Annotated in this window: 19 protein-coding genes and 6 pseudogenes; 11 read left to right on the top strand and 14 right to left on the bottom strand. The window is 46.9% G+C overall.

The genetic code is table 11. The features are described 5' to 3' along the window. A partial coding sequence (locus tag D368_RS16990; protein ID WP_486129284.1) for a CotG/ExsB N-terminal domain-containing protein occupies positions 1–152 on the bottom strand: 152 nt, incomplete at its 3' end. A gap of 140 nt (positions 153–292) precedes the next feature. Here D368_RS16990 and D368_RS16985 point away from each other — a divergent pair. From D368_RS16985 to D368_RS16975, 3 genes are all read left to right on the top strand, one after another. After that, a complete protein-coding gene (locus D368_RS16985; RefSeq protein WP_071392393.1) occupies positions 293–1,387 on the top strand; it encodes a CotH kinase family protein in 1,095 nt (364 codons plus the stop codon). Between the two features lie 122 nt (positions 1,388–1,509). After that, positions 1,510–2,403 carry a spore coat protein gene (locus tag D368_RS16980; protein WP_128575003.1) on the top strand — a complete coding sequence of 298 codons (894 nt, stop codon included), beginning with the start codon at positions 1,510–1,512 and terminating at the stop codon, positions 2,401–2,403. A gap of 41 nt (positions 2,404–2,444) precedes the next feature. Further along, the gene (locus tag D368_RS16975) at positions 2,445–3,119 is read left to right on the top strand and encodes a hypothetical protein (RefSeq protein ID WP_007407530.1); all 675 of its coding nucleotides are present in this window, start codon (positions 2,445–2,447) and stop codon (positions 3,117–3,119) included. 48 nt (positions 3,120–3,167) lie between these two features. On the opposite strand, the pseudogene D368_RS16970 reads toward D368_RS16975, so the two are convergent. Together D368_RS16970 and alsR are read right to left on the bottom strand one after the other, a co-directional pair. Beyond that, a pseudogene (locus D368_RS16970) lies at positions 3,168–4,498 on the bottom strand (arsenic transporter). Positions 4,499–4,693: 195 nt separating this feature from the next. Further along, positions 4,694–5,602: an acetoin biosynthesis transcriptional regulator AlsR gene (alsR, locus tag D368_RS16965; RefSeq protein ID WP_007407528.1), complete on the bottom strand. Its 909-nt coding sequence runs from the start codon at positions 5,600–5,602 to the stop codon at positions 4,694–4,696. Positions 5,603–5,758: 156 nt separating this feature from the next. Here alsR and alsS point away from each other — a divergent pair. The 3 genes and pseudogenes from alsS to D368_RS16950 all read left to right on the top strand — a co-directional run bounded on the left by alsS (position 5,759) and on the right by D368_RS16950 (position 8,924). Further along, positions 5,759–7,470, top strand: a pseudogene (gene alsS / locus D368_RS16960) (acetolactate synthase AlsS). Positions 7,471–7,530: 60 nt separating this feature from the next. Beyond that, positions 7,531–8,298, top strand: a complete 768-nt coding sequence (gene budA, locus D368_RS16955) for an acetolactate decarboxylase (protein WP_003151318.1) — start codon at positions 7,531–7,533, stop codon at positions 8,296–8,298. A gap of 101 nt (positions 8,299–8,399) precedes the next feature. Beyond that, positions 8,400–8,924, top strand: a complete 525-nt coding sequence (locus D368_RS16950; protein ID WP_003151320.1) for an NAD(P)H-dependent oxidoreductase — start codon at positions 8,400–8,402, stop codon at positions 8,922–8,924. Between the two features lie 124 nt (positions 8,925–9,048). On the opposite strand, the gene D368_RS16945 is transcribed toward D368_RS16950, so the two are convergent. From D368_RS16945 to D368_RS16900, 10 genes and pseudogenes are all read right to left on the bottom strand, one after another. After that, positions 9,049–9,582 carry an SH3 domain-containing protein gene (locus D368_RS16945; protein WP_024085887.1) on the bottom strand — a complete coding sequence of 178 codons (534 nt, stop codon included), beginning with the start codon at positions 9,580–9,582 and terminating at the stop codon, positions 9,049–9,051. A gap of 60 nt (positions 9,583–9,642) precedes the next feature. Continuing rightward, on the bottom strand, positions 9,643–10,560 hold the full coding sequence (gene rbsB / locus D368_RS16940) for a ribose ABC transporter substrate-binding protein RbsB (protein ID WP_101562506.1): 918 nt from the start codon (positions 10,558–10,560) through the stop codon (positions 9,643–9,645). Positions 10,561–10,573: 13 nt separating this feature from the next. Continuing rightward, the gene (gene rbsC, locus D368_RS16935) at positions 10,574–11,545 is read right to left on the bottom strand and encodes a ribose ABC transporter permease RbsC (protein WP_071392391.1); all 972 of its coding nucleotides are present in this window, start codon (positions 11,543–11,545) and stop codon (positions 10,574–10,576) included. Beyond that, positions 11,535–13,026: pseudogene (locus D368_RS16930) on the bottom strand (sugar ABC transporter ATP-binding protein). Before D368_RS16930 ends, rbsC begins: the two are co-directional and overlap by 11 nt. A gap of 16 nt (positions 13,027–13,042) precedes the next feature. After that, a complete protein-coding gene (gene rbsD / locus D368_RS16925; RefSeq protein ID WP_128575001.1) occupies positions 13,043–13,423 on the bottom strand; it encodes a D-ribose pyranase in 381 nt (126 codons plus the stop codon). Between the two features lie 10 nt (positions 13,424–13,433). Next, positions 13,434–14,315, bottom strand: coding sequence for a ribokinase (gene rbsK / locus D368_RS16920; protein WP_071392388.1), 882 nt, complete (start codon positions 14,313–14,315; stop codon positions 13,434–13,436). Beyond that, a pseudogene (locus D368_RS16915) lies at positions 14,308–15,298 on the bottom strand (LacI family DNA-binding transcriptional regulator). The gene rbsK and the pseudogene D368_RS16915 overlap by 8 nt, the downstream one beginning before the upstream one ends. Before the next feature lie 93 nt (positions 15,299–15,391). Further along, positions 15,392–16,524 (bottom strand): annotated as a pseudogene (locus D368_RS16910) (Ger(x)C family spore germination protein). Then, positions 16,514–17,605, bottom strand: a complete 1,092-nt coding sequence (locus tag D368_RS16905; RefSeq protein WP_071392385.1) for a GerAB/ArcD/ProY family transporter — start codon at positions 17,603–17,605, stop codon at positions 16,514–16,516. Before D368_RS16905 ends, D368_RS16910 begins: the two are co-directional and overlap by 11 nt. After that, positions 17,595–19,064 (bottom strand): spore germination protein, encoded by a 1,470-nt coding sequence (locus D368_RS16900; RefSeq protein WP_128575000.1) that lies wholly within the window; start codon positions 19,062–19,064, stop codon positions 17,595–17,597. Before D368_RS16900 ends, D368_RS16905 begins: the two co-directional genes overlap by 11 nt. Before the next feature lie 730 nt (positions 19,065–19,794). Here D368_RS16900 and pgsB point away from each other — a divergent pair. The 5 genes from pgsB (at position 19,795) to D368_RS16875 (ending at position 24,162) form a co-directional block, all read left to right on the top strand. Beyond that, complete coding sequence (pgsB, locus tag D368_RS16890; protein ID WP_003151337.1) at positions 19,795–20,976, top strand: poly-gamma-glutamate synthase PgsB; 1,182 nt, start codon at positions 19,795–19,797, stop codon at positions 20,974–20,976. A 14-nt stretch (positions 20,977–20,990) separates the two neighbouring features. After that, on the top strand, positions 20,991–21,440 hold the full coding sequence (pgsC, locus tag D368_RS16885; protein ID WP_003151340.1) for a poly-gamma-glutamate biosynthesis protein PgsC: 450 nt from the start codon (positions 20,991–20,993) through the stop codon (positions 21,438–21,440). Between the two features lie 18 nt (positions 21,441–21,458). Further along, positions 21,459–22,607, top strand: a complete 1,149-nt coding sequence (locus tag D368_RS16880; protein ID WP_017418784.1) for a CapA family protein — start codon at positions 21,459–21,461, stop codon at positions 22,605–22,607. A gap of 7 nt (positions 22,608–22,614) precedes the next feature. After that, on the top strand, positions 22,615–22,785 hold the full coding sequence (edmS, locus tag D368_RS20310) for an extrachromosomal elements maintenance protein EdmS (RefSeq protein ID WP_486129283.1): 171 nt from the start codon (positions 22,615–22,617) through the stop codon (positions 22,783–22,785). Between the two features lie 141 nt (positions 22,786–22,926). Then, positions 22,927–24,162, top strand: a complete 1,236-nt coding sequence (locus D368_RS16875; protein ID WP_025853559.1) for a C40 family peptidase — start codon at positions 22,927–22,929, stop codon at positions 24,160–24,162. Positions 24,163–24,200: 38 nt separating this feature from the next. Here the strand turns inward: D368_RS16875 and D368_RS16870 are convergent. After that, positions 24,201–24,922 (bottom strand): annotated as a pseudogene (locus D368_RS16870) (sunset domain-containing protein). Positions 24,923–25,009: the final 87 nt, after the last annotated feature.

The following is a 25,009-nucleotide window of genomic DNA, read 5'->3' as shown; positions in this document are numbered from 1 at the left end:
CGAGATTTTTTGTGAGAGCGGCACGATTTTTTATGGCTGCGAGATTTTCTCTTCTTACTGCTTTTTGGTTCTTGGTACAAATAATCTTCCAATCCCTCGGTGCTTGCGGACTTTACTGCTTCTTCGATATCAGAATGGGAATAGTGGCCCATTTTGAAACCTCCTCATGATATATGTTTTAAGGATGCGATCCTTACTACCACATAGTACGCATGAATGAAAAAAGTGTATGTGTGATTCGCTGAGTTTTATATAAAAAGCACAGCCTAAATTAATACAGGGAGGGTTACTGATGAAAGACCAATCAACATTGCCTCTGTACCAGCTGTTTATTCACCCGAAAGACTTAATGGAGCTGAAAAAAGACATTTGGGATGATGATCCGGTGCCCGCGGTGCTGAGAGTGAATCAAAAACGGCTTGACATTGATCTGGCGTACCGCGGCTCTCATATAAGAGATTTCAAGAAAAAATCGTATCACATCGCTTTTTATTCGCCGAAAACATTTCGCAGGGCGAAAGAGATACATTTAAACGCTGAATACAAAGATCCGTCGATGATGAGGAATAAGCTGTCTCTCGATTTCTTCGCGGAGCTTGGGACGCTGTCACCAAAGGCGAATTTCGTAACCCTGCAAATCAATGGCAGACATGAGGGGGTGTATCTTGAGCTGGAGTCAGTGGATGAATATTTTCTGGCGAAACGGAATTTGGCGGAAGGGGCTGTTTTTTACGCGGTTGATGACGACGCCAATTTCTCCCTCGTCAGTGATCTGGAGCGGGATACGAAAACATCGCTCGAACTTGGTTATGAAAAGAAAACGGGAACGAAAGAAGACGATTTATACTTGCAGGACATGATCTATAAAATTAATACCGTGCCGAAGTCAGAGTTCAAGGGGGAGATCGTCAAACACTTGGACGCCGATAAGTATTTGCGGTGGCTTGCGGGCATCGTGTTTACCTCAAACTACGATGGATTTGTTCATAATTACGCTTTGTACCGGAATCATGAAACGGGACTTTTTGAAGTCATTCCGTGGGATTACGATGCGACGTGGGGAAGAGACATTCACGGTGATCGGATGGACGCCGATTATGTCAGAATACAAGGGTTTAATACCTTGACTGCAAGGCTTCTGGATGAACCGTATTTCCGCAAAGCGTACAAACGGCTTTTGGAAGAAACGCTTCAGACCCGGTTTACCATTGAACATATGAAGCCGAAGGTCATGTCACTGTATGAGCAGATCAGGCCGCATGTCGCAAAGGATCCTTATAAGAAAGAGGAGATTGATTGCTTTGACCGGGAGCCTGATGTGATTTGCGAATACATTAAGGAGCGGTCCGCCTTCATCAGCAGTGAGTTAGAGCGGTGGAATATCTGATTTGGAAATGAAGAAAGATTTTTTACAAATAGGCTGGTGAATCAGTTCCCGAAAATAATCGTGATACGTATATATGCATTATGCTTTTTACATTATGAGAAAAATGACTAGGAGGACAATAGATGAAACGCAATACGAAGCGGCATCGGTCTGATGACAACTTTTTGCATGCAATGGAAGGAAAAGTAATTACTGTCTACCGGGGAGGTCCGGAGTCCAAGACAGGGAGATTAGCAGACATTCAATCGGATTATATCGCTCTTCAGGTTGATAATAAAATCGTTTATTATCAATGGAAACACGTGAAAAGTGTGACGGAAAATACGAGTGAAACCGTATCGCCGGCCGAAGCGGCAGAATGTGAAAAAGCTGATGATTTTCAAGACCTGATCAGCCGGATGACCAATCGCACGGTGCAATTGAATCAGGGAGGTCCCGAATCGAAAAGAGGAAAGCTTTACGAAACAGGGGATGATTTTCTCGTGCTGGAAACGGAAGATGACGGAATCGTATATTTTAACGCCGACCATGTCAAAAGCATCAGCGCGGAACAAGAAGAGGACGGCCAAGAGGAGGAGCGCCCGGAATTTGAAATGGCTGATGATTTTCACGGCATATTTAAACGCCTGATCCACAAATGGGTATCCATCAACCGCGGAGGTCCTGAAGCCGTTGAAGGTATACTTGTGGATAATTCCGACGGCCACTACACTCTTGTGAAAGATAAAGAAGTGCTGCGGATCTATCCTTTTCATATCAAGAGCATCAGCGAAGGGGCAAAAGGAGCAGCTAAAAAAGAGGAGAATAAAGACGACGAGAATAAAGGTGAGAAAGAGAGCGCCGAAGAAGAAAAGTCACATGAAGAAGAATCACGCGAAGAGCAGCGTACTTCCTCTAAAAAGTCGAAAAGATCATCAAGATCCGTTCGATCCTCAAAACGGGAGGAAGAGAACTCTTATAGCTACGCCACTGTATTAAGGACAATAGATTATCGGTGGAAACACGGCCGTAAATGATTGGAAAGATTGTCCGTAAACGCGGGAGAGGGGGGAATGAAATGGCTGGATTAAGCAGATTTCTGGATAAACAAGTCGATATTGAGATATCGGGGAATACGACATTTTCAGGAACTCTTTTGGATATCGGTCAGGATATCATTGTGATTCATGACGGCCGGACGTTTCTTTATATTCCGCTGCTGCATCTTCAGAGGATGACATTGACGCTCCCGGACGAAGAGAATAAAGAGCCGTACGCAAGAAAAAAAAGTCCGCATCCCGAAAAACAGGAACATTCATTTTCTTACCGGAATACCCTCCAGCATATAAAAGGCAGATTTACAGAAATATTTGTTACGGGAGACCGTTCCATCCATGGGTATGTGACAAGTGTTTTAAATGATTATTTTGTTTTCTTCTCTCCGGTTTATAAGACTCTTTTCATCTCGATGCATCATTTGAAATGGCTGACACCCTATTCCGATGAGCAGACGCCGTATACATTAAACAGTTCAGAGCTGCCGGTTGTTCCCGCTAATGTGCCCCTTGTCCGGAATTTTGAGGAGCAATTAAAAAGATATATCGGGAAGCTGATTATTCTGGATTTAGGAGATATACCGAATAAAGTGGGGCTGTTACAGGATGTCTCAGATAATATTCTTGAATTGACCAATGCAGACGGCGATACTGTTTTTTGGAAATTGAATCATTTAAAAACCATGCACCTGCCATAAATGATAAAACTGCCTCTCTTATACAGCAGGCAGTTTTTTTCATCGGAGCTAAAGGTAAATCCAACTGATCCAAACATATAAGACGGTAATGGTAAACACGACGGTGAGAGGGACAACGACAATGGTCGTTTTGATATATTCTGACCAAGAAACTTTTTCGCCGTGCTGTCTGATGATATGCATCCAGATCAGCGTGGCTAATGTCCCGATCGGCAGAAGCAATGATCCGATATCACTGCCGATAATATTAGCCAGATAAATGATTTTTACGGTTAATGGGTCGATGGACATTTCAGTTAATGTCAAAGTGCTGATCATTAAGGCGGGATGGTTATTGAACAAATTAGAGAGGACGGATGTAGCAATGCCCATAATAGTTGCGGCGTGGGCAATGCTTTGTGAGACATAAGGCTCAATAGACTGAACAAGCAGCGCCGTCAGTCCGATATTATGCAGTCCGTAGATGATAATGTACATCGTGAAGGCAAAAATAAAGATATGCCAAGGCGCTTTTCTTAATAAGTCTGCCGGTCCGATTTTTAAATAAAACCATCTCCAGCAAAGCAGGATGACTGAACTGATGACAGCCACGAGCGAAACGGATATGCCGTTGTAAGAAGCTGCAAACAGACTGATCCGGACGAACAATACAAATACCAAAACACAAAACATGATGTTCGTACGGCTGTTTTGGCTCAAGTCCGGCGGAGGCTGAAGCGGATGATATCGTTTGTGTTCCAGCGAGTCAAAATGAACCGGAATATCGGGGAGCTGTTTCGGCAAACGGCGGTAAAAAACGGCAAACAGCAGAAGGGCCATAAACACCAGTCCCAGCGTACCGGGGATAAACATCATATTGGTGTACAAATAAAGGTCCATGCCTATCATTTTGAGAGAAATTAAATTGACGATATTACTGACGCCGATCGGGGTGCTTGCCGCCGTCGCAATTAATACGCCGCTTATTAAATACGGTGTTTTCTGATGTCTTTTAAGTCCGAGATATTGTAAGACCAATAGTAAAATAGGAGTGGTGATTAATACGCTCCCGTCATTATTCAGAAAGAGCGTCATTGAAAAACAGAGCAGGTTGGTCAGCCAAAAAAGCCGGATGCCCGATCCCTTGGCGCGGTGAAGCAGTTTGGCCGCCGCCCAGTTAAAAAACCGAAGCTTTCCAGCGCGATCGCCATAATCATTGTGGAGATAATGGTTATTGATGCTCCGGTGACTTTTGACCCTATATCCCCCAAATCATGAAAGGAAACGGTTCCGCATAACAAAACGAGAATGGCGCCCAGCGACGCCGGAACGGCTTCATTTAATCCCCCGGGTCTCCAAAATATAAAAATAATGGTCACAAAGAAAGAAATCAGGGTCAAAATGACGGTAATATGTGTAATGTGTTCTGCCTCCTTTTAGATGGGTCATTGCCGCCCCGTTATTTTTATCCCTCCTGATCAGTTGTACTGTATGTATACGGGTACAGGTCGTAAGGTGTACTGAGCGTTTCTACCAATTTAGTAAAAATCCATAAAAGCACAAAAAAAGAGGCTGCTTTCGGCGGCCCTCTTTTTTTATGCATTTTCCTTATCCGCCTGCAATAAAGCCTGGCGTTTATTCATAATATCCAGAAAATGTTTCAGAATCGGATTTTGATTATCCTTGCGGTAGGCAATGACCCATTCGGCAGTGAGCTGCACCTGATTAATGCCGCGGTAGGCGACTTCGAGATTAAACAGCTTTTTAGCAGAAGAAGGCACGAAGGTTACACCGATACCGGCACTAACCAATCCAATCACCATTTGATACTCCGTCGCTTCCTGAACGATTTTCGGTTTGAAGCCCGCCTGCTCGCAGTAGTTTACAAACTCTAGGTATAAAGTCGGCCATGTTTCTTTCGATAGTGTGATAATCGGTTCATTTTTTAAATCCTGAATGTCGATTGTCTGTTTAGCGGTAAGCGGGTGCTGCTTCGGCAAAGCCAGAATGCACGGACTGCTCTGCACCTTTTCCATATGTAACGCGGAATGCTGTAAAGGCGGATGAAGGATGCCGATATCAATGTTCCCCTTCAGAAGTTCTTCCTGCTGTCTGAAAGAAGAAATTTCACGCAGATCAAGCTTGACGGAGGGGAATTTTTCGCGGAATTCCCGAATGATCGGCGGCAGAAATTCATATGTGGCCGAGCCGACAAAACCGACGACAAGGCGGCCGAGCTCTCCCCGCGCCGTTCTCTGCGCCATTTCAATCGCTTTGTCTATTTCTTCGATCGCGTTTCGGCTGTGTTTTAAAAAACTTTCTCCGGCAGCTGAAAGCTCTACAACCCGTTTCGTGCGCTTTAATAAGGTCACGCCGACTTCCTTCTCAAGCTGTTTGATCTGCTGGCTGAGAGGCGGCTGTGTCATATTTAACCGAAGCGCAGCTTTGCCGAAATGAAGTTCTTCGGCAACGGCAATAAAGTATTGAAGATGGCGAAGCTCCATCCTTATCCATTCCTTTCTCTTTGTTAATTATTCGTGAAACATATTAATCATACGGCGAATTGATATTGGAGGTCAATTTCCAAAGAGTGTATAGTGAATAATATCACAAATTACTTAAAATTTTATATTTAATATGCATAATAAGGAGTGAGGGTGTTGGCAAAAGCAACAAATGAACTAAAAACCTCTGAAAAAAATCGGGGGGCGGAGCTTGTTGTTGATTGCTTAGTGGAGCAAGGTGTCACACATGTTTTTGGCATTCCGGGTGCAAAAATTGATGCAGTATTTGATGCGTTAAAAGATAAAGGACCTGAACTGGTTTTATGCCGTCACGAACAGAACGCTGCATTTATGGCTGCGGCTGTCGGAAGACTGACTGGAAAACCAGGCGTTTGTCTCGTTACTTCAGGCCCGGGGGCATCCAACTTGGCGACCGGCTTGTTAACGGCTAATACAGAAGGTGATCCGGTAGTGGCGCTGGCGGGTAACGTAATTCGCGCAGACCGGTTAAAACGGACACACCAATCATTGGACAATGCGGCGCTATTTCAGCCGATTACAAAATACAGTGTAGAAGTACAGGAAACAGGGAATATACCAGAAGCGGTAACAAACGCCTTCAGGGCAGCGTCAGCAGGTCAGGCAGGCGCGGCTTTTGTGAGCTTTCCGCAGGATGTTGTGAATGAAATCACAAATGTGAAAAACGTACGCAGCGTGCCGGCGCCGAAACAAGGCCCTGCACCGGAAGAAGCGGTCAGCGCGGCTATCGCGAAAATCCAGACGGCGAAACTTCCCGTTCTGTTAGTCGGCATGAAAGGCGGAAGACCGGAAGCGGTAAAACAAATCCGCAAACTGCTAGCCAAAACAAAACTGCCTTTCGTAGAAACGTACCAAGGGGCCGGCACATTGTCCAGAGAGCTGGAAGACCAATATTTCGGCCGGATCGGACTGTTCCGCAACCAGCCGGGTGATCTTCTGCTTGAACAGGCGGATGTCGTATTAACGATCGGTTATGATCCGATTGAATACGATCCGAAGTTCTGGAACGTAAACGGTGACCGTGCTATTATCCATCTTGACGAAATCCAGGCCGATATCGATCATGCCTATCAGCCGGAATTAGAATTATTAGGCGATATCGCCGCTACGGTTAAACAAATTGAACACGACGCTGTGACATTTGATATGGGCAGCCGTGAAAAAGAAGTGCTGAGCGAGTTAAAACAGATGCTCACAGACAGCGAGAAGGCGCCAAGCGATCATAAATCCGACAGAGTGCATCCTCTGCAAATCGTCCAAGAACTGCGCAATGCAATTGATGACGACGTAACCGTCACTTGCGATATCGGTTCTCACGCGATCTGGATGTCCCGCTACTTCCGCGCTTATGAGCCGCTGAAACTGTTGATCAGCAACGGCATGCAGACATTGGGCGTAGCGCTTCCTTGGGCGATTGCCGCCACTTTGGTGAATCCGGGTGAAAAAGTCGTATCCGTTTCAGGAGACGGAGGATTCTTGTTCTCTGCAATGGAATTGGAAACGGCAGTCCGCTTAAAAGCGCCGATCGTTCACCTTGTATGGAATGACAGCACATATGATATGGTCGCATTCCAGCAGATGAAAAAATATAACCGTACATCATGCGTAGATTTCGGAAACATTGACATCGTAAAATATGCAGAAAGCTTCGGCGCCACCGGCTTGCGCGTTGAGTCACCGGAACAGCTGGCAGACGTGCTGCAAAAAGGCTTGAACACAGAAGGCCCTGTCATCATTGACATTCCTGTCGATTACAGTGACAATGTCCATTTATCAAGCGACATGCTTCCGAAGCAATTCAAAGAAAAATGAAAGCAAAAGCTCTCTAGCACTCTGCGCACCATGACCTGTTTTCTAAAACAGCCCAATTTAAAAGGAGTGAAGGGAATATGAAAAACGCAAGCGACATCCATATGATGAGCCGCGGAGAAAAAGGCTCACCTGAGGATCAGATCTATCAAGTATCCACCATGACATCTCTGCTGGACGGAGTATATGACGGAGATTTTGATATGGCTGACATTCCGAAGTTCGGTGATTTCGGAATCGGCACGTTCAACAAACTGGACGGCGAATTAATCGGATTTGACGGCGAATTTTACCGTCTGCGCGGCGACGGAACGGCTACGCCTGTTAAAGGCGGAGACCTGTCACCATTCTGCTCATTCACATTTTTCACCCCGGACATGACGCATACGATCGACGGCGAAATGACCCGTGAAGAATTCGAGCAGGAAATCGCCAGCCTTCTGCCTAGTAAAAACTTATTTTATGCGATCCGTTTAGACGGCGTATTTAAAAAGGTGCAGACAAGAACGGTAGAACGCCAGGAGAAACCGTACGTTCCGATGATCGAAGCGGTGAAAACACAGCCTGTGTTCAACTTTGACGACATTCAGGGTACAATCGCCGGCTTCTGGACGCCGGGTTACGCAAACGGCATCGCTGTTTCCGGATATCACCTGCACTTCATTGATGAAGGACGCAATTCCGGGGGACACGTGTTTGACTATGTCATTAAAGATTGTAAAGTGACCATTTCTCAAAAAATGAATATGAACCTCAAGCTTCCGAATACGGCGGACTTTTTCAACGCAAATTTAGATAATCCGAATTTTGCGAAGGATATCGAAACAACTGAAGGAAGCCCGGAATAAAATAAAAAGAAAGCCTCATTTTTATCGGGGGCTTTCTTTTTATTTGGCTGAACCGGCAAAGATTAGGTAAAATACAGTCAAAAGGGAAAGGTGTGGTAGCTGTGAAAGTATTGGTATTAGCGGTTCATCCTGACATGGACAACTCAGCGGTCAATAAGGCGTGGACAGAAGAATTAAAAAATCATGATGACATCACGGTCCGTGAGCTTTATAAAGAATATCCGGACGGGAAAATAGATGGGGAAAAGGAACGGCAGCTGTGTGAACAGTATGACCGGATCGTATTTCAATTCCCGCTGTACTGGTACAGTGCGCCTCCGCTTTTAAAAACATGGATGGATCATGTGCTGGCGTATGGCTGGGCTTACGGTTCCAAAGGAAAGGCGCTGCACGGCAAAGAATTGCTGCTGGCTGTTTCTGTAGGTGCCGGGGAGGATGCATATCAGGCAGGCGGGTCTAACCATTTTTCACTGAGCGAGCTCTTAAGGCCGTTTCAGGCAATGGCTAATTTTACGGGAATGACCTATTTGCCGGCTTTCGCGATGTACGGGGTAAGCAGCGCCGATGCTGCGGCTATCCGTGACAATGCCAAACGCCTGGCGGATTACATAAAGAAGCCATTTTAGAGTCGTATACATTCATCTTCATCCGACAATATTTCCTGAGAAATATTTCGAACCTTAGACGTTTCTGACTGCTCCAGAAAGAAAAAACGGATTTCGCGCTGAATTTGCGAAATCCGTTTTGATATTATGTCAGTTTTTGCAGATCTTTTGTGCTGATATATCCCGTTGCGCCCCCGTAATCGACAAGCGCCCAGCCGAAATCAATGCCGCCGCCGGCTGTCTTTTTCCATCCGAGGAAAGAAACGCTCGTGTTTTTGGCAAGGGAAGCTTTGACCGCTTGTTTGTCTGTATATACTTTTGTTTTTGCCGTCGTTTTTACGGTTGTTGCTTCTTTAACAATATAATGAGTAGATACAAATCCTGTTTTTCCGTTTTTATAATGTACTTTTGCCCAGTCAGCGTTCTGGAATGAAACGATCTTTAAGCTGTCGCCTAAATGAAGGGTATCAGCTCTCGGACTGGCTGCTGATGCTTTTGTTCTGACGTTCAATGCTTCCGCGGAAACGAGATAAGAGTCAAGCGGGTAGCTGTACAGATCGTCAATTTTGACCGCTTCTTGCGCGTGTGTCTCCGGAAGAGGCGTTATTCCGGCAGCTGAAGCCGCTGATATTCCCGCTGCAAGGGTCAGAATGGATGCCGCTTTGGCTGTTTTCTTCATCTGTATCTCTCCTTTTACTTCATCCTTTCACGTTTTACCGGAAGTCTAAACATCGGCCGATTATTTTTGTGTTTGAAGTTTCAATGGAGCGGAAATGGTTTTTTTGACTTTTTCTCCTTTGAGCACCTGCTCCGCCGCTTCGGCCGCCAGTTTTCCGATCAGCTCCGGCTGCTGGGCGATCGTGGCTGTCAGCTTCCCGTTTTTAATGGAAGAAATCGCATCTTTGTTTCCGTCGAAACCGACGACCAAAATGTGTTTGCCCGAGCTGTTAATCGCTTCGAGCGCCCCGAGTGCCATTTCATCATTATGGGCGAACACGGCTTTGATATCCGGATGTCCCTGCAGCAGGTTTTCCATGACGGTCAATCCTTTTGTACGGTCAAAATCTGCCGCTTGCTTCGTTACGACATCCAGATTTTTGTCGGCAATATGATGAAAGCCCGTTCCGCGTTCCCGTGTCGCGGATGCGCCCGGCACCCCTTGCAATTCAGCCACTTTGGCGCCTTTTCCGAGCTGATCGGCGAGGTAGTCAGCCGCCATTTCTCCTCCTTTGACATTGTCAGAGGCGACAAGCGTTTCGACTTTGCCGTGTTCGGCTGAACGATCAAGCGCAATGACGGGAATGCCGAGGGAATTTGCCGATTCGACGGCTGTTGAAATCGCTGATGAATCGGTCGGATTGATCAGCAGCGCATCGACTCCCTGCTGGATCAAATCTTCTACGTCATTTGACTGTTTAGATGAATCATTTTGGGCATCGACAATAATGACCTTCATGCCCCGTTTTTTGGCTTCCTTTACAACGCCTTCTTTTAATGAAACGAAGAACGGATTGTTTAATGTGGAGACGGAGAGCCCGATAGTGAATTCTTTTTTATGTTTTGTGTTTGACGGTTTTGCCCATTGCGGCGGTTCAAGTGAACAGGCGGACAGCAAAAACAGTGATAATGCCGCGATCGTGATGATGGCTTTCTTCATAATGGTCCTCCTACTATGCCGATTTTTTGCGGTCCAGCAGCACCGCGATTAAAATGACGATTCCTTTGACGACGAGCTGATAAAAAGATGATACGCCGAGAAGGTTCAAGCCGTTGTTCAGTGTACCGATAATCAAAACCCCGATCAGCGTCCCGATGATGCGCCCTCGGCCGCCGGACAGGCTCGTTCCGCCGAGAACGACCGCTGCGATGGCGTCCAGCTCGTATGATTCCCCGGCCGTCGGCTGTGCGGAATTTAAGCGTGATGTCAGAATCGCTCCCGCCAGCGCCGATAATAAACCTGTCAGAGAATAGATCATGATCTTGATGCGGGGCACTTTGATTCCCGATATCAGCGCCGCTTTCTCATTGCCGCCGATGGCGTATGTCCGGCGGCCGAACGGTGTTTTGTGCAGAAGAACCCACAGGGCCGCAAATGCAATCAGCATCGTAATGGCAGGTACGGGGATGCCGAGAAAATAACCGCGCCCGAATAATTGAAATGCGTAATTTGTACCGAGCCCCGTAATCGGATTTCCGTCCGTATAGACGAGGGTCAGTCCGCGAAAGACGGTCATTGTCGCCAAAGTGGCGATGAACGGCGCCATTTTTCCTTTTGTGATTAATAATCCGTTTATCATGCCGAGTACGGCGCCGATCACGCAGCCGATGATGACGGCTAAGATCGGGTCGATGCCTGATACCATCATACCTGCGACCAATGCGCTCGATAAGGCGAGGATGGCTCCGACAGAGAGATCAATGCCTCCCGTTAAAATGATAAACGTCATTCCGAATGCAATCAGAGCGTTAATCGCAACCTGCCGAAGAAGATTGAGAATATTGAGGGGTTCAAGAAAACTCGGGTTTAAAACGGAAACGATCAGCACAAGAATCAGTAAGCCGAGAAACGGACCGAGTTTTTGCGTGAAGGTGTGAATGGAAAATCGCTTTTGTTCAGTTGATGTCATTGGTTCAGTTTTCATACCGCTGCCCTCCCGTGGCAAGTGTCATGATGTGTTCTTGTGTTGCGTCTGCCGTATTGATTTCTCCGCTGATGCGCCCTTCGTGGACGACGATGATTCTGTCACTCATACCGAGAATTTCCGGCAGCTCGGAAGACACCATGATGATGGCGACTCCGCGATCGGTCAGTTCATTCATTAATGAATAGATTTCCCTTTTCGCGCCTACGTCGACGCCTCTTGTCGGTTCATCAAGGATGAGGACTTTCGGGCCGATTCCGATCCATTTGGCGATGACGACTTTTTGCTGATTTCCTCCTGATAAATGCCGGGCGGCGGTTTCCGGAGATGCAGTCTTAATGGTCAGACGCTTGATGAGCAGCTCAACGAACTCCGCCTCGCGTTTTCGGTCAATGATGCCTTTCGGAGAGAAGCTGGTCAGGTTCGGCAATGAGATATTTTCACGAATGGACGTATCCAGCAGCAGCCCTTCATCTTTGCGGTTCTCCGTAATCAGGCCGAGTCCCTTGCGGATGGCATCGTACGGACCCCGAATGCCGGTTTTTCGGCCGGAAATCCAGATCTCTCCGGAATCGAGCCGGTCAATTCCGAACAGCGCTCTCATGATTTCTGTCCGTCCGGCACCCATTAAGCCGGAAACGCCGAGGATTTCTCCGGCGCTCACATGGAAACTGATCTGTGAAAAGCTTCCTTTTTTGAGGCGTTTTTCACTTCGAGAACCTTATCGCCGAGTGACGGCGTGCGGGTCGGATACCGATCGGTCAGCTCCCGCCCGACCATTTTTTGACCACTTCATCAAAATGAGTATCTTTCATATGCGCCGTATCGACAGTGAGGCCGTCCCGCATAATGGTGATCCGGTCGCAAATCGAAAATATCTCTTCCATTCGGTGCGAAATATAGACAATGGATACGCCGTCCCGCTTTAACGCCGTCATCACGTCAAACAGTTTGCTGATTTCCCGTTCGGTCAGCGCCGCGGTCGGTTCGTCCATAATAATGACTTCGGCGTTTGTCATCAGCGCTTTGGCAATCTCAATCATCTGCTGCTGGCCGACGGAACATTGTCCGGCTTCCCGGTCAAGAGGAAGAGAGACTCCCAGTTTTTCAAGCTGTGATTTTGCTAGCGCTTTCATTTTCTTCGTTTCCAAAACGCCGAACGCCGTCGTCAGCTCTTTGCCGATAAAAAGGTTTTCAAGCACCGTCATGTCCGGCCATATATTCAGTTCCTGATGGATAAAGGCGATTCCGTGCTTTTCGGCTTCCTTTGGATTGGAGAAGCTCATATTTGTTCCGTTTATCGTAATGTTTCCCTTGTCGAGCCGGTAGAGCCCGGTGAGCAGATTCATTAACGTCGATTTGCCCGCTCCGTTTTCTCCCATTAAAGCGTGGATTTCTCCCGGCAGAAGCTCAAATGAGACGCCGGAGAGCACTTGGTTTTTGCCGAATGCTTTATGAATGTCTGTCATGCCGATGTGCATGCTGGATCCCTTCTTTCTAGAAAATCACACCCGCCTGCAGGATGCAGTTGGCGTATGGTGTCATTTCACCCGTTCGGATGACGGCTTTTGCTTTCTGTGTGAGCCGTTTGAATTCCGCGTGGGACATGTACTCGATCGTCTGCGTTGAGAAATGGCTTTCTATGAAACTTGCATTCTCGGGATTTACGTCTTTGATGTCAGAGGCGGCCATCACCTTTTCAACTGCCATCTCCCCGGCTACCAGGCTGGTCACATCCCGAAAGGCGGGAACGCCCGCCGTTAAAGACAAATCAATTTTAGGGACGCCGTCAGGGACGGGGAGACCCGCATCGGCGATTGCGATGAGGTCTGTATGCCCGAGATCGGCTAATACTTTGGCAATGTGGCTGTTTAACATTCCGTGTTTTTCATGACAGCAGCTCCTCAACTTCTTTTCTGGCCGGCATCCCGCCTTGGGCGCCGAAGTGCTGCACGGACAGGGAGGCAGCGCGGTTGGCGAACAGGAGCGCTTGCTCAATGTCCCGTCCTTCCGCGAGTGCGACGGCAAGTGCCGCATTAAAGGTATCGCCGGCTCCCGTCGTGTCGACCGCTTCTGCAGGGAAGGCGGGAACAAGCCGTTCCGCGGTGCCGTCTGAGTAGCGTACGCCTTGTTTTCCTTCGGTAATGAACAGTTTGCCGGGATAGCCGGCGAGCGCTTCTTCTTTCGTCCGGTCAGGAAATAAAATGGATGCTTCATGTTCGTTCGGCGTAAGATATGCGGCATTCTCAATCGTTGATTTTTTCAGCGGGCGGGCCGGCGCGGGATTCAGGATAACCGGAATTTGCTGCGCGCGGCAGTAGCTGCACACTTCTTCAACGGTTTCTTCAGGAATCTCCTGCTGGATCAGCACGATATCAATGCCGGGAAGTTTTGCCAGCGCACTTTTGGCATAATCGGGGGAGATGTCATCGTTTGCGCCTTTTACGACGACGATGCTGTTGTCTCCTTCTGCGAGCACAATATGAGCCGTTCCGCTTTTTTTGTGTGTAACCGTTTCCATATAGTCCGTATTGACACCGTTTGCCTTCAGGTTTTCAATAATCGCTTTTCCGTAGCTGTCACTTCCAGCTTTTCCTACCATATATACGTTCGCGCCAAGGCGGGAAGCGGCTACGGCCTGGTTTGCGCCTTTTCCCCCGGGCACGGTTTGAAAGTCTGTGCCCAGTACGGTTTCCCCGGCTTTCGGACGCCGTTCGGATGTGACGACCAGATCCATAGAACAGCTTCCGATAACACAAATTTCACTCATGGTGATCATCCTTTCTCGTCGTTTGTCTTCTTATATAAGTCACGGGCATTTGAATGGCCGTCTCATTCGGCGGCTCTTTCTTTATCAATTGCAGCAGCAGGTTTGCCGCTTGTTTTCCCATCTCATATGCAGGCTGGCGGATGGTTGAAAGCGGCGGAAACAAAAGCCTGCTCTGCGGAATATCGTCGTATCCGATGATCTGAATCTCCTCCGGAACTTTTTTTGCCGAGCCGCAGCGCCTCATGGAGGACGGCAGCCGCCGCAATATCGTTGCTGGCAATGACTCCGTCGGTTTCCGGGTATACTGCAAACAATTCTTCTGCTAAAACGGCGGCATCCTTGATGGAAAATGAAGCGGCGGAGATGACATTGAACTGCGCGCCCGCTTTTTGCAGCACATCAAGTGCGCCGTTAAAACGTTCCTGAGCGGTCGGGAGGTGGCCCGGGCCTTTGACAAGCGTGATGCTTTTGCTTTTGCCGCGAAGCATTTCCTCAGCCGCCCGTTTTCCGCCTGCCCGCCCGTCACTGAATACGGATGGGGCGCCTTCTTTTGTCCGGTCCAGAAATACGACCGGGTAAAGGCTGCCGCTGTATTCGGGAAGGTCGGGGTAATGGGTGGCCGCCAAAATACCGGCAACTTGATTTTGTTTAAATGTTTGCAGGTAGTCGAGTTCTTTTTCCAATTCTTCATCGCTGTTGCCGATGATCAGCCGGTATCCTTCCCGCTGCAGCTCGTCTTCAGCGCCGCGGGCAAGCTGCGGGAAAAAGGGGTTCGTAATATCCGGAAGCAAAAGCCCGACCAGTCTGGATTCTCTTTTATAAAGAGAGCGGGCAACTTCATTCGGATAATAATTCAGCTTCTCCATGGCAAGCATGACCTTCGTTCGTGTATCTTCATGCACGTAGCCGTTGTCATTGAGGACACGCGAGACCGTGGCAACAGAGACGCCGGCAGCGCCTGCGACATCTTTAATCGTTGCCAACAAACACTCCTCCTTCATTTATGTAACCGTTTACACAAAAAGAGTAACACGAATCATTTCGGTTGGCAACAAAAAAAGAGACCGGGGTCTCTTTTAGTTCACGATGCCGATTTGCGAGATATTCACTTTGATATCAGGGACGATTTCGATGGAAGGATAGACCTCACGCCAATTGAGCCGCTTGCCCCGCTCATAATAATGGGTTTGATATTTCCGGCCGATGCCGAGGATATCCGAGTTGTGCTCCTGAATATGGCTGATCACCGATCTGGCCTGGCTGTTCAAATTTGCTGATGCTTGTTTGTTCATTTGGTTGATTGCCGTATAAGAATTCAGCTTGTCCTTCGGATATTCCAAGACGCGTGCGTTCAGCTTTAAACGGATTTTCACTTTTATATGCTGCGGATCTGTATCTATAAATACAATCTTTCGCGTGGCATCCGTGATGCCGAGAGAAAGATAATTTTCAATATCCATTTTGTATTTGTCCCACAGCTTCAGATTAATATTAGCCGATTTATTAAATTGCCCGCTTAAAAGGGTCAGGAGGGTCGAATCCTGACCGAGCACCTCAGTCACTTTCCGCTGGCCGCTGAACAGGGCAGAACCCTCTACCTTTATCGTCTGTCCGTTAATCGATAAATAAGGAAGGGCGAAATCCTTATCAGCCGTCAGCATGCTTGAACGGATGGATTGCAAATTTTCCATGCTGATATTTGATTCCGCATTAGCGCTTGTTAATAAATTCGTTAAATACTTGCTGACGATCAATTTCTGCCGGACGATCAGCTTCAGCACTTCAATCGCCTCGCCGTCTTTTACAACCGCCGGATGAGCGAGAAGCGGACTTTTCGGATCTCTGTAAAAGACATCGAGATAAGGAAAAAGCGGTTTTTCCGCCATTTTCTCACCGATTAATAAGACTCTTTGCTTGGACGTGTCAATGCGCTGGTCGACAAGCTTATCCAATTGAAACCGCGCTTCACGGATGGTGTGCCCGGAAGCGCTGAGCACCGTCGTAATGAATGAGCCGCCCGTTTCCTGTTCCGCCTGGGAGGACTGAACCTTCCGATAGGTGATGGCGATTTTATTTTACCGTCCTGATCAACATCAAGGCTTGCGGTCAGCACGAGAGAAATATCTTTCAGCAAATTTTGATCCCAGCAGCCGGCAAGTGTCAGGCTTGCGCACATGAGACTGATAAGAACCGCTTTTTTAATGCGCATGGCGGACACCCTTTTTGCGTACAAGGACAATCAATACCATAAACAACGGAAACAAATACACAAACACAATATCGGAAATGCGGAAAAACTGATCCAGCTGCTGTATCGTTTTATCTGTGCTTGTGGCCCAAATAGACAGAAGGAAGACGAGCAGGGCCGGCGGATAAACAAACCGGCTGTGATCTTTTTGATTGAACAGCTTGGCGATGCCGGTGCTTGCCAAGTAAAACACGTTGGCCAGCGTTGAAAAGACGGTCACGAACCAAAACGTCAAAAAGAGCAGATCCGTCCGTTCGATAATTCTGAATGAAACGGTTTTTAACAGGTACAGCACAGGCTCCGGGATCATTTTTATTTCTTCGGGGCTGATGGTGACAAAGCAAGTAAGAGTGATATACAGGTAATAAAGGATAATCAAGCCGTTTGAGATCGTCAGTATTTTGTAGCGCTGGCTGACGGTGCAGTTGATAAGGGGCCCGATCACAAGCGCCGCCTGAAAGCCGGTAATGCTGACAAGTGTTTGCTGCACCCCGGTCAGCATGTCTTTTGCGGTTCCGTGAAAAATCGGCATAATGTATGTGATATCGGCTTTTCCCAGCGTGTATAAAAGCGGCAGAGAGATCAGCAGCAAAAACGGCGTTAAAATAAAGCTGAACCTCGCGATCGCATTCAGCGGGGCTTGGGCGATATAGACAGAACCGAGGATCAGCATTAAGCTGATCACCCAATTCGGAGTCTGAGGGAGCACCCAGATATCCAATATCCGTGTAAATACAGAAAGAATGAGCGTGCAGAGAAACGCGAAATATAAAATATACAGCACCTGCACCCCTTTGCCGGCAAGTGTTCCGAACACCTCCTCCAGCATTTCATACAGGTTCAGCTTCGGAAACCGGTGGAATAATATCATATACAGGCTGAATGTAAGCTGGACGAGCAATCCGGTAAGCAGAATGGAAATCCACCCGCTGCTTCCCGATTTCATCATCAGTAAATGGGGCAGCGCCAAAATGCCGATGCTGATCTGCGTCTGATTAATGAAGAACACGCCTTGAAGCCGGCTTATTTTTTTAGGCTTCATCTTTTCTCCACCCCCGAACGTGTTTCATCTGCTTTGAGTCTTGCGGTCTCAAATAAAAAGGCCTTCTTTTAATAAACCAAGCCGGCAGTCGGATAAATGCATCCTTCAAGTCACTGAAATGAAACGGCGTCAGAGATGATAAATAAGGAACGCCGAGTGATTCAAGCTTGCACAGGTTCATCAGAATAAGTCCGAAGCCGAGTCCGATGCCGATAAAACCGAACGAGGATGCCAGAAACATAAGCGGAAATCTGAGCGTTCGAATGGACGTGCTCATTTCATATGAAGGAAGCACAAAAGAAGAAACAGCCGTAACGGCTACGACGATAATCATCATATTAGAAATGAGTCCCGCCTGAACGACCGCGTCACCGATCACGAGACCGCCGACAATGCCGATCGTCTGACTGATCGGTTTCGGCAGCCTGATACCGGCTTCGCGGATCAGTTCAATGGTAATCTCCATAATCATGGCTTCTATCAGCGGAGGGAAGGGAATATCAACTATCGAATTTTTCATGGTGATAATCAGATCGTTGGGAATGACTTCAAAATGAAACGCAATCAGCGCGATATAAAAAGCGGGCAGCGTAATCGCGATCATAAAGGCGGAAAATCTCAGCACTCTCAAAAAACTGGCGGAAATCCACCTCGTGCTGTAGTCATCCGGCGATTGAAAAAAAGAAAAGAACGTGATCGGGGCAATCAAGGCCGACGGGCTCCCATCCATCATGATCAGCACACAGCCTTCCATCACGCATGCTTTTGCTTTATCCGGCCGTTCCGTATGAACGATCTGCGGAAAAATGGAAAACGAATTATCTTCTATCGACTCCTCGATAACTCCGGGCGCAAGCACGCTGTCTATACGCAGGTATGACAGGCGCCGCTTCACTTCCTCCACAATCTCCGGATTGGCGATATTCTCAACAAAGATAACCGCAACCTTTGATTTGGCTCTTTCCCCGATATCCATATAATGAACGGAGAGATGGCGGTCCTGTATGTGAAACCGCAGCTGATGAATGTTCGTTTCCAAACTTTCCACAAACCCGTCATGGGCGCCGCGGACGATACTTTCAGATTCGGGTTCCATAATGGAACGCAGCGGATTCTGCCCGACGGAAAACAGCTTCGCTTTCCTTGATGCATCGCTGAGAAAAACAACCTGGCCTGCCAAAATCCCGTCAATGAGTTTTCTGGTTTCATCCGTTTCCGCACTGCTGACGGCATTCATCGTTTCCTCAAGCGGACCGTTCTGCAGGGTGTCGCTTAACAGAAACTCATTCAGCTTCTGTTCTTCTATCATTTGTTCAATATAAAAGAAAGCGGTATGACGGTCCTGCAGTTTGATCCTTCGTATTTTAAAATCGCCGCAAACACACATCAGCTCCTGCATTTCCCGTACAGCCGATTCAAAATCGCCGGGAATCCGTTTGTTTTGTTTATCCGCAGACATCAGACCGCCTCCTTTCCCGGTTATCTGTAGTTTTCAGCGGGTATTCCTTTTTTATGCATTTTATAAAATAGAGGAGTTTCTCGATGTTTTACCAAGAACTTCACAATTATGGATGAACTTTTCTTGAACGAATATAAAGATTTATTAAAATTATTTCAAAAGAGTGATAAATGTCCTGTAAATGCTTTAAAAGGAGATAGGCTTTCCGCATACAAAATGTATATTTCTTGTAAACACTCCGGACCCGTCTTTTTCTGTCACGTACCAGTCATTCTGCTAGTTATTTTGGAATGGGACTGAAAGCAGGATACGGGGGAAAAATGAATGACTTTAAGACCTTATCCTTAACAAAACAGGCAGTCTGCAAACAGCGGACATAGAGTCCCGAAATGTATGCGCAGTGCGGAAAACGCTGATATAACAGGCTGTAAAAGATGGATTATCATTACATCTTTTTCTTCCGGAACGCGTATAGTCCCATTGGTCCAAATGAATTTCTGTGCGGAAATGTAAACGCATTCATTTTTCTTTTGGAAAATTGAAGTAAGGTTGAAGTCCTGCCTATTCCCAAAAAAAGCAATTCGATCATAGGAAGAATAGCGTCACTAATAGAGAAGTTTGGCTCAGTGAAAGCGGGAAGATTATGTTACATAATGCCGATTGAGAATTCATAGTGAAGCTATATACTGATGAATGAATTTATCAATACAGAAGGAGATGTCAAAAATCAATGTGGTTACTCATTATAGCCTGTGCTGCCGTACTAATCATCGGAATCATTGAAAAAAGGCGGCATCAGAAGAATATCGATGCTCTGCCAGTACGCGTCAATATTAATGGTATCCGCGGAAAGTCAACCGTAACGAGGCTGACGACCGGAATACTGATGGAGGCGGGCTACAAAACAGTCGGAAAAACGACGGGAACAGATGCAAGGATGATCTATTGGGATACACCTGAGGAGAAACCGATCAAACGGAAACCGCAGGGCCCGAATATCGGCGAGCAAAAAGAAGTAATGAAGGAAACCGTAGAACGGGGCGCCAATGCCATTGTCAGTGAATGTATGGCGGTTAACCCGGATTATCAGATTATCTTTCAGGAAGAACTCCTTCAAGCCAACATCGGCGTCATCGTGAATGTGCTTGAAGACCATATGGATGTCATGGGGCCGACGCTTGATGAAATAGCTGAAGCTTTTACCGCGACGATACCGTATAACGGTCACCTTGTCATTACAGACAGTGAATACACAGACTTCTTTAAAGAAAAAGCCGCAGAGCGGAATACCGAAGTCATTATTGCGGATAACTCTAAAATTACAGATGAATACCTTCGAAAATTTGAATATATGGTCTTTCCTGATAACGCTTCCCTGGCGCTCGGCGTTGCCCAGGCTCTTGGGATAGATGAAGAAACGGCGTTTAAAGGAATGCTGAACGCGCCGCCTGATCCTGGCGCCATGAGAATCCTGCCGCTGCTCAGCACGAAGGAGCCCGGTCATTTCGTAAACGGCTTTGCCGCAAATGATGCATCTTCTACTTTAAATATATGGAAACGTGTAAAGGAAATCGGCTACCCGACAGATGAACCGATCGTCATCATGAACTGCCGCGCCGACCGTGTGGACAGAACGATTCAGTTCGCAAACGACGTGCTTCCGTACATTAAAACGAAGGAACTCATACTCATCGGCGAAACGACGGAACCGATCGTCAGAGCTTATGAAGAAGGCAAGATTCCTGCCGATACACTGCACGATCTGGAATATAAATCAACAGACGAAATCATGGACGTGCTGAAAACAAGAATGCAAAACCGTGTCATATATGGCGTCGGCAATATCCACGGTTCAGCGGAACCATTAATTGAAAAAATCCAAGAGTATAAGGTGAAACAGCTCGTTAGCTAGGAGGAAAAGGATAAATGTTCGGATCAGATTTATACATTTCACTTATTTTAGGCGTGTTAATCAGTTTAATTTTCGCGGAAAAAACAGGTATCGTACCTGCCGGTTTAGTCGTGCCGGGTTATTTAGGGCTCGTTTTTAACCAGCCGGTCTTTATTTTACTCGTATTGTTAGTGAGTCTTCTTACATACGTGATCGTCAAATACGGTTTATCCAGATTTATGATTTTGTACGGACGCAGAAAATTCGCAGCTATGCTGATAACGGGAATCTGCTTAAAAATCGCCCTTGATTTTCTTTACCCGATCGTACCGTTTGAGATATCAGAATTCCGCGGAATCGGTATCATCGTACCGGGTCTGATCGCCAATACCATTCAGAAACAGGGATTAACGATTACATTCGCCAGCACGCTGTTCTTAAGCGGCGCAACTTTTGCCATTATGTTTGCTTACTACTTAATCTAATGTAAGGTGTGTCAAACGATGAAAAAACAATTAAGCTTTCAAGAAAAACTGCTGAAGCTGACCAAACAGCAGAAAAAGAAGACCAATCTTCACGTTTTTATCGCGCTGCCGATCGTCTTTTGCCTGATGTTCGTCTGCATCCTGACAGGGAAGGCGGAAACGCCGAGTGTGAAAAGAAATGCCGATGACCTTGTATCAGCTTCATTCGTCGGAGATATTATGATGGGCCGGAATGTCGAGAAAGTGACAAAGCATAAAGGCACGGAGAGTGTCTTCCGTTACGCAAAGCCATTCTTCGAAGCATCCGACTATGTGTCGGGGAACTTTGAAAACCCGGTTACATATAAAAAGAACTACAAAGAAGCAGAAAAAAATATCCACCTTCAGTCAAACAAAGATGCCGTAAAAGTATTGAAGGACATGAATTTCACCGTTCTCACGGCAGCCAACAACCATGCGATGGATTACGGCCCTCAAGGAATGCGGGATACGGTTGAAGAGTTTTCAAAGCAAAATCTTGAACTTGTCGGAGCGGGCCTCACGCTGAAGGAAGCCGAGCAGAACATTTCTTATCAAGATGTAAACGGAATCAAAATCGCAACACTGGGTTTCACTGATGTTTCCGGAAAAGGCTTTGCAGCTAAACGAAATGCGCCGGGTGTGCTTCCGGCCGATCCAGAGCTGTTTATTCCGATGATTTCTAAAGCCAAAAAGAAAGCAGATCTTGTCATTGTTCAAACACACTGGGGACAGGAATACGATAATGATCCGAATGACAGACAGCGCCAATTGGCAAGAGCAATGTCAGATGCCGGAGCGGATATTATCGTGGGACACCATCCGCACGTGCTGGAACCGATCGAAATGTACCACGGCACCGTTATTTTCTACAGCCTGGGCAACTTCGTATTCGACCAGGGGTGGACAAGAACGAGAGACACGGCGCTTGTTCAATATCATCTGCAGAAAAACGGCACGGGACGCTTTGAAGTCACGCCGATGAACATTCATGAAGCAACGCCTGCACCGGTTAAAAAAGGCAGCATCAATCATAAAACGATCGTACGTGAACTGACGAAAGAATCGAATTTCAAGTGGAGCGTCAAGGATGGAAAATTAACGTTTGATGTGGATCACAGCGATATCTTAAAAAAGAAAGCGGAGTGAAAAACAAATGAAAATCATTAAAGCGGGATGGCCGTTTGCCGCGATCATTATGGTATTTATGTTTATGTCTGCGTTTAAATACAATGATCAGCTCACAGATCAGGAAAAACAAAAAATTGACACGGAAATGCAAAAAAATTCAGCAAGAGGACACAGCGGGCGCAAAATAAGCGCATGATTCCGCTTGCCGGCATATTGTTTGTTCCGAATCCAGTAAAGAATGCCCATATCGGGCATTCTTTTTTTTGTGCTCTCCTAAACATTTGTTAAAAGTTACCGATGTAAAAACTACTAAAAATGAGGAGAGTGAATAGAAAACATGCTCACAAGCTGGAGGAAGTACATCCTTGCCGGCCTTATGATTTGTCTTGTGGCACCTGCAGTAACGAGAACGGAAATTGCCGAAGCGGATTCTCAAGTTTCTGTCCTGATCGTTTCAGACGCGCAAAAACTTGTCGGAAATAAATATGTTTACGGAGGCGAAGAGCCTGAGGACGGTTTTGATCCGTCCGGATTGATGCATTATCTTTTCAGCAGGCAGAACATCCATCTGCCGAGAACGGTCAGTGATCAATGGAAAGTCGGAGCCGCCGTCAAAGAAAATGACCTTTTACCGGGAGATCTTGTGTTTTTCAAAAAGTCGGATTCAACACAAAATACGCCTGTCCATGACGGTCTGTATATCGGAAACGGAGAGATGATACACAGTTCTCCGTCAGAAGGCGTAACCGTCACACGCTTTCAAAAAAGCAGTTATTGGATGAATTTATATCTTGGCGCAAAGCGGATGACAAAAGATCCGGAACTGGCTGATGATCCGATCGTTCAGGAGGCAGCCCGTTACCTCGACATTCCGTATGTATTCGGCGGAAGCACGCCTGAAGCGGGATTCGACTGTTCGGGGCTGGTCCAATATGTTTTTGAAAACAAGCTTCACATTTACCTGCCGAGATCTGCGGAACAGCAGTGGCTGGTCGGTGAGAAAATCAAACTGAGCGACATAAAGCCCGGGGACGTGATTTATTTCAGCGACACGTATAAAAAAGGAATTTCCCATGCGGGCATTTATGCGGGAGAGGGAAGGTTCATCCAAGCAAGCCGCTCCGAAAAAGTCACCATTTCTTACTTGGCGGAAGATTATTGGAAAAAACATTTCACAGGGGTGCGCCGATTCAGCAATTTAGCCATTTCTAAAGACAATCCCGTTGTGTCCACAGCGGCCGATCATATCGGAATTTCTTATCTGAAAGGCGGCGTTTCACCGGAAACCGGCTTTGATACGGCGGGATTTGTTCAATACATCTATCAAAAAGCGAAAGGAATCAGCCTGCCGCGTTATGCCGACAAGCAGATGCAGGCGGGCGTTCCGGTCGATAAACAAGATCTGAAGCCCGGCGATCTGGTCTTCTTTAAAGCGGAAAGCCTGAATCCGGCCATTTATATCGGGAACGGACAAGTGATTCATGTCACCGTGTCCGCAGGCGTTACCATAACAAATATGAACACAAGCGCTTATTGGAAGGACAAATATGCGGGCGGCATCCGGCTTCCGTAAAAAAAGACGTCAGAGAGTGTCTCTGACGTCTTTTTCTTTTACCGTTTCGGCGCTCTGTATCCGGCCGCCACCGCATCCTCTACAGAACAGAACATTTCCGCGGGATCTGTCGTCCGGTCATAGTATGTACTTCCCGGTGTGTGATAAATGCCGTTCCGGCTGCCTTTAATGTCGCATCCCTGTGAGGTGCCGGCTGCTTTCGTTTCGGCATGTCCGCCGGAGGAAGGGGCGTTGTTTTGCGCCGTTTCCGCGTTTTCGGATTTTGTTTCTGCTTTCTGCCGCTTTAAAGTTTTATTTTCTGACTGAAGCGTTTCAGCGGTCTTTTCGAGCTTTTTGTGTGAATTTTTTAATTTCTCATTGTCTTGTTTGAGTGATTTGTTTGTTTTTTTCAGCTTGCTTATCTCTTGGCTGAGTTTGCTGAGTTTTTCTTCGTTGCCAGCTTCAGCTTCGGATTTCTCCTTTTCGGCCGCGGCACTGATGCTTTCATATTTTTTCTCAAGCGCCTGGTGTTCCTTCGTCAATTTTTGATAAGCGGTATCAAGGGTGCTGTATTTCTCCTCTGCCTTCACGGCCGAGGCGTCCGGCTCTGCGAGGGAGGCACCGGTCAGAAGCAGGATAAATCCGCCGATGAGAAGAGGCCAAAACAGCTTTTTTGAAAAATGTTTTTCTTTTTTGCCGCTTTGCATATGAGATGAAACATTCCGTATCCGACTGCGCAGAGAAAAGCTAAAAATCCTATAATAGCGATTGCATTCGACATCATGAAACTCCTTTTTCTTTATCTTACAATTTATTTTCAATTTTGGAAATTTCTTTTTTGGGAAACGTGAAAAGCCAGGCCGTGAAA

The sequence above is a fragment of the Paenibacillus lentimorbus NRRL B-30488 genome, assembly GCF_000411595.1.
GTDB lineage: Bacteria > Bacillota > Bacilli > Bacillales > Bacillaceae > Bacillus > Bacillus velezensis.
Note: the sequence above shows the minus strand (reverse complement) of the source record. Positions and strands in the feature narration are given on the sequence as shown.